At 61.3% G+C, this 4007-nt stretch carries 3 protein-coding genes and 1 tRNA gene; all 4 read right to left on the bottom strand.

Annotated elements, in window-relative coordinates:
• Positions 1 to 121: 121 nt before the first annotated feature.
• The 4 genes from AU465_RS33315 to AU465_RS33300 all read right to left on the bottom strand — a co-directional run bounded on the left by AU465_RS33315 (position 122) and on the right by AU465_RS33300 (position 3817).
• Positions 122 to 1045: a LysR family transcriptional regulator gene (locus AU465_RS33315; RefSeq protein ID WP_246506654.1), complete on the bottom strand. Its 924-nt coding sequence runs from the start codon at positions 1043 to 1045 to the stop codon at positions 122 to 124.
• 245 nt (positions 1046 to 1290) lie between these two features.
• A tRNA-Trp gene (locus tag AU465_RS33310) sits at positions 1291 to 1366 on the bottom strand.
• Positions 1367 to 1542: 176 nt separating this feature from the next.
• On the bottom strand, positions 1543 to 2028 hold the full coding sequence (locus tag AU465_RS33305) for a group II truncated hemoglobin (RefSeq protein ID WP_192257290.1): 486 nt from the start codon (positions 2026 to 2028) through the stop codon (positions 1543 to 1545).
• An 88-nt stretch (positions 2029 to 2116) separates the two neighbouring features.
• Entirely contained in the window at positions 2117 to 3817 is a 1701-nt protein-coding gene (locus tag AU465_RS33300) for a COG3904 family protein (protein WP_192257288.1), read from the bottom strand.
• Between the last annotated feature and the right edge of the window lie 190 nt (positions 3818 to 4007).

Here is a 4007-nt window from a genome sequence, read left to right as displayed (position 1 = left end):
GCCTTGGGCCTACAGACCTATGCCGCTCAAGGCCGTGGCCTGAGAACAGCGGTTACAATGCGCCAGCGTTTCGTCGAGAACCGCAGATCGCCCGCTCTCCGCAATGGCTTCGAATGGTCTCTTACGGTGCTTCAGCGCGTTGTGCCGTTCCCAGCACTTGTTGGCGGAGCCAGAGATTGGCCGGGTCGTGGTGATGCCGCGCGTGCCAAGCCATATGCATTGCGAAACCCGGAACAAGAAACGGTAGCTCAAAGCATTCACAGTCATCGTCGAGAGTGCGGACGAACCGGGTCGGCATTGTGCAGACATAATCCGTGGTGCGAAGCACGGGCGGCACTAGGGTAAAACTGGGCATAGATAAGACGACACGCCGGCTACGATCGGTTTCAGCCAGAACTTTATCGACTCTCCCCTCGAACCCGCCTCCATCCAGGGAAACCAGAATATGATCCAACGCACAGTAGGCATCGAGATCCGGCTGTCGATCACCTCGAGGATGGAATTTGCGCTGCACCATCGAATAGGTTTCGTCATAAAGGCGACGGCTTTTCAGCATCGATGGAACCATGCTCGGAGGTGCGATGAGGAGATCGATCTCGTCTCGGTCGACCTGTTCCGTCGATCCAGTGCTATCAAGCAGGCGAAAGGCCAGCCGAATCCCTGAGCCAGCCTCGGTTTGTAGTCGCCGCAACAGCGGCAAGCCGATTACCACGACGCCATTGTCTGTCGTTGCGATCCGAAAATCGCGGATATCATTTAGCGCGTCGAAGCGAGGCCGACGCCGGACCAAAACCTCCAGGTCCTTAAGGGCGGCATGGAGAGGCTCGACTAGTTCGAGCGCTAGAGCTGTCGGATCCATTCCGCGTCCGTTATCTGCAGGAATAAGAAGCGGATCCTCGAATGCTTGTCGGAGCCGGCTGAGTTGGGCGGATAGCGCTGGCTGGCTCAAATTAAGCCGTGCGGCCGCATGTGTGACATTTCGCTCTTTCAGCAATACGTCAAGCGATACGAGGAGGTTGAGGTCGATTCCCTTGATATCCATCATATTTATATGTTTAGATGCCATAAATCAGTTTCGAATATGCCATAGCGTATTGAATTCTCAAGTGTGCGCAATGGACAGTGCCAGCCGGGCCGAAACTACTTCGGGCTGAGAAACGTGCTGTCAGCCATCGACGTGGATAACATCAAGGGCGGCAATGCGCGCGGCTTGTGCGAGAGATGTGTGAGGCTGATTTCGCGCAACTCGGCGATCAAGATGATCGCCAGATGCCTGATCCCTTGAAGGAATGGCACGGGCAGCAGGGCTCGAACCTACGACCTGCGGTTTTGGAGACCGCCGCTCTACCAACTGAGCTATGCCCGTATACGGGCGCTGCTATTTCACAAAGCCGATGAGAACTCAAGTGCCCTTTTGCGGCGTGTCGACCGGAAGTGGCGGTCGCAGCCATCATGCAAGGTCGTCTCACCTTGATGCAACGACCGTGCCGTCTCTTTGCGGCGTCATCTTTTCAGGAATTTGCAGAAACCAAGCATCTTTCGCTACGACTTCCCCGCCGGCGGCTTGTAAGGTCCGCCCGGCACGCCCCAGCCCCAGGCGGGCATCGGTTCGGTCTCCGGATCGCAGGTCTCGCCGAGATTGGAATTCATCTTCGCCAGCCGCGATCCCCACTCGACATAGCCCATGAAGGCGGAACGGAATTCGGGGTCGTCGGGTAGGCCAACCTCGTCCGCCGCGTCGGCCAGCAGATTGATCCAGCGCCGCCGCTGCTCCTCGCTCAGATGCTTGCCGAGATGATGCATGACCATCTCGCGGTGGCCGCCATGCTTCTCGCTGTAGGTCTTAGGTCCGCCGAAGACCTCGCCGATGAAGGCGGCGACATGGGCCGGATGATCCGGCGACATGTGCCTGAACACCGGACCGACGAGCGGATCCAGCGCCACCTTGTCGTAGAAGGTCCGCGTCAGCCGGTTGAGCGTTTCCGCCCCGCCGGCCCATTCGAACAAAGTCGGGATGTCCTCGCTCATTGCCGGTCCTCTTTCATCGGTAGCGTAGAAGGATAGCTGCAAGATCGGATCCGGCTCAACCTGCCTCCATGGCCAGTTATCGCATCCGCTATAGCTTCGCCGGCGACTCGGCCTCGGCGTTGGCGGACGGCAGAACCCGGCAGTTGCCGGGCTTTGGCGACAATTTGCAGATGGTGGCGCCCGTCAGCGCGTCCACCGACTGGCGGCCGGTGGTGAGCCCGAACTCAGCCAATTCGTCCTGGCTGAGTTCCCTGTGCTTCGCAAACTGCGCCGACTGCATAGCGACGAACAGACCCGCGCCGATCGCCATCTCCTCGAGATACGCCCTGACCTTGTCTTCCATGCCCATGGAATGCACGAGGAAATGCGCATCGGCCCCGACGAAACGCCTGGCGCCGCCGGCTATCATCACCGCGCAGGCCGCGTCGCATTCGGCGCCGGCTTCGACGGTGAGGCCGGAATGGAAGCCGTCCTTGGCGACGCACCCTGCCGCGCCCGGATCGCAATCGAGAAAATCCGTCCGGGCGACCGCGACATCCAATCTGCGCTCGCGGATCAGCCGGCCGGTGGCGAGCGCGCCCTGTATGTCGCCACCCGGCGAGTTGACCACGACGGGCAGCCTGCGCCCGCCGACCGTGTCGAGCAGCTCGCGCAGCCTGTCGGGCGTGGCTGCAACAATCGTCCCCTCGGCCGCAATCCATTCCGGGCAGTCGGGATTGCAGAGCGGATTGCTGCCGCGAACGAGGACGAAGCGCATCTCCCGTTCCTGCCTTGGCGACGACGCAGCCTCCGTCGGCTGGCTGAGAGTCGGCTCGGTTGCGACCATCGCCACCTCGGCCGGCTTGGCCTTGCCATTGGCCGGTATCTCGCGGCAGTTCGTTGGCACCGGATCGCGCCGACATATGGTCGCTTCGGTCAGCAGGTCCAGCGAATCGAGGCTGGTGACGAGCTTCATCTCCAGCATGTCGTCGGGCTCGATCTGCCTTATGTCGCTCGCGGGCGTCGCCTTCATCACGTCCAGCACGCCCTGCCCGACACCCATTTCCTTCAGATAGCCGGTCAGCCGCTTCTCGACCGCCTTGCTCATCTCATAGGTCTTGTAGCTGCCGGCGTTCTTGCGGCTGACGATCCTGGTGCTGAGGACCTTCTTCTTGCCGTTCACGATCTTGTAGGTGGTGCGATAGAGCAGCTTTTCCCGATGATATGTGGTGGTGATTTGGTGGACGCCGAGAAAGGCCCACTCGCCGACCAAGCGGCGGACGCCGCCGGCAAACATCAGCGGACAGGCCGAGTTGCACATGGCGCCGCTGTCATAGGCGACGCCGGCATGGGGCGTGTTCTTGCTGTCATTGTCCCGGCAGGTCTTCATCTCGGGCGAGCAGCCGGCAAGCTCGGTTGTGCCGACGGCGATATCGAGGTTGGCCTTACGGATCATGCGGCCAAGCTGGAGTGCGGCGTCGACATTGCCGCCAGGAGAATTGACGACGATCGGCAGCTGCCGGCCACCGAGCGTCTTCAGCAGGCGTCTGAACAGCGCCGGCGTGCCGGCCTCGATGATGCCTTCCGCCGAAATCCATTCCGGGCAATTGGGCTCGCAGCCCGTCGCGCTGCTGCGCACGACGGCAAAGCGCATCGTCGGGCCGAGATCGGGCGCCTCGTCCTTGGCCTCCACGACGAAGCTGGCCAGGCCGATTACAGCGGCCAACCCCAGACGGAAGAGCCCGCGCCACCACCGAATGCTGTCTGAACGGCGAACCAAGCCTGCAAAGCCCCCACGGGTACAACCCATACTAGTTACGGCGGTGCCGCTTGCAACAGCTTTGAAAGACGTGGCGCAATACTTGGCCCGCTGAGAGCCGGCAACAAAAAAGGGCGGCCCGAGGACCGCCCCTTCCTTGTCGAACCGGCAGAGCCGGATCGATTATTCCTTGATGGTGACGACGATGCCGGCACCGACGGTGCGGCCGCCTTCACGGATG

This window comes from Mesorhizobium silamurunense (assembly GCF_014843905.1).
Lineage (GTDB): Bacteria > Pseudomonadota > Alphaproteobacteria > Rhizobiales > Rhizobiaceae > Mesorhizobium > Mesorhizobium silamurunense.
Note: the sequence above shows the minus strand (reverse complement) of the source record. Positions and strands in the feature narration are given on the sequence as shown.

Bases quoted from the DNA above. Each gene is read 5' to 3' on its own strand.
- AU465_RS33315 (WP_246506654.1), bottom strand. From the start codon at position 1,045: ATGATGGATATCAAGGGAATCGACCTCAACCTCCTCGTATCGCTTGAC.
- AU465_RS33300 (WP_192257288.1), bottom strand. From the start codon at position 3,817: ATGGGTTGTACCCGTGGGGGCTTTGCAGGCTTGGTTCGCCGTTCAGAC.
- AU465_RS33305 (WP_192257290.1), bottom strand. From the start codon at position 2,028: ATGAGCGAGGACATCCCGACTTTGTTCGAATGGGCCGGCGGGGCGGAA.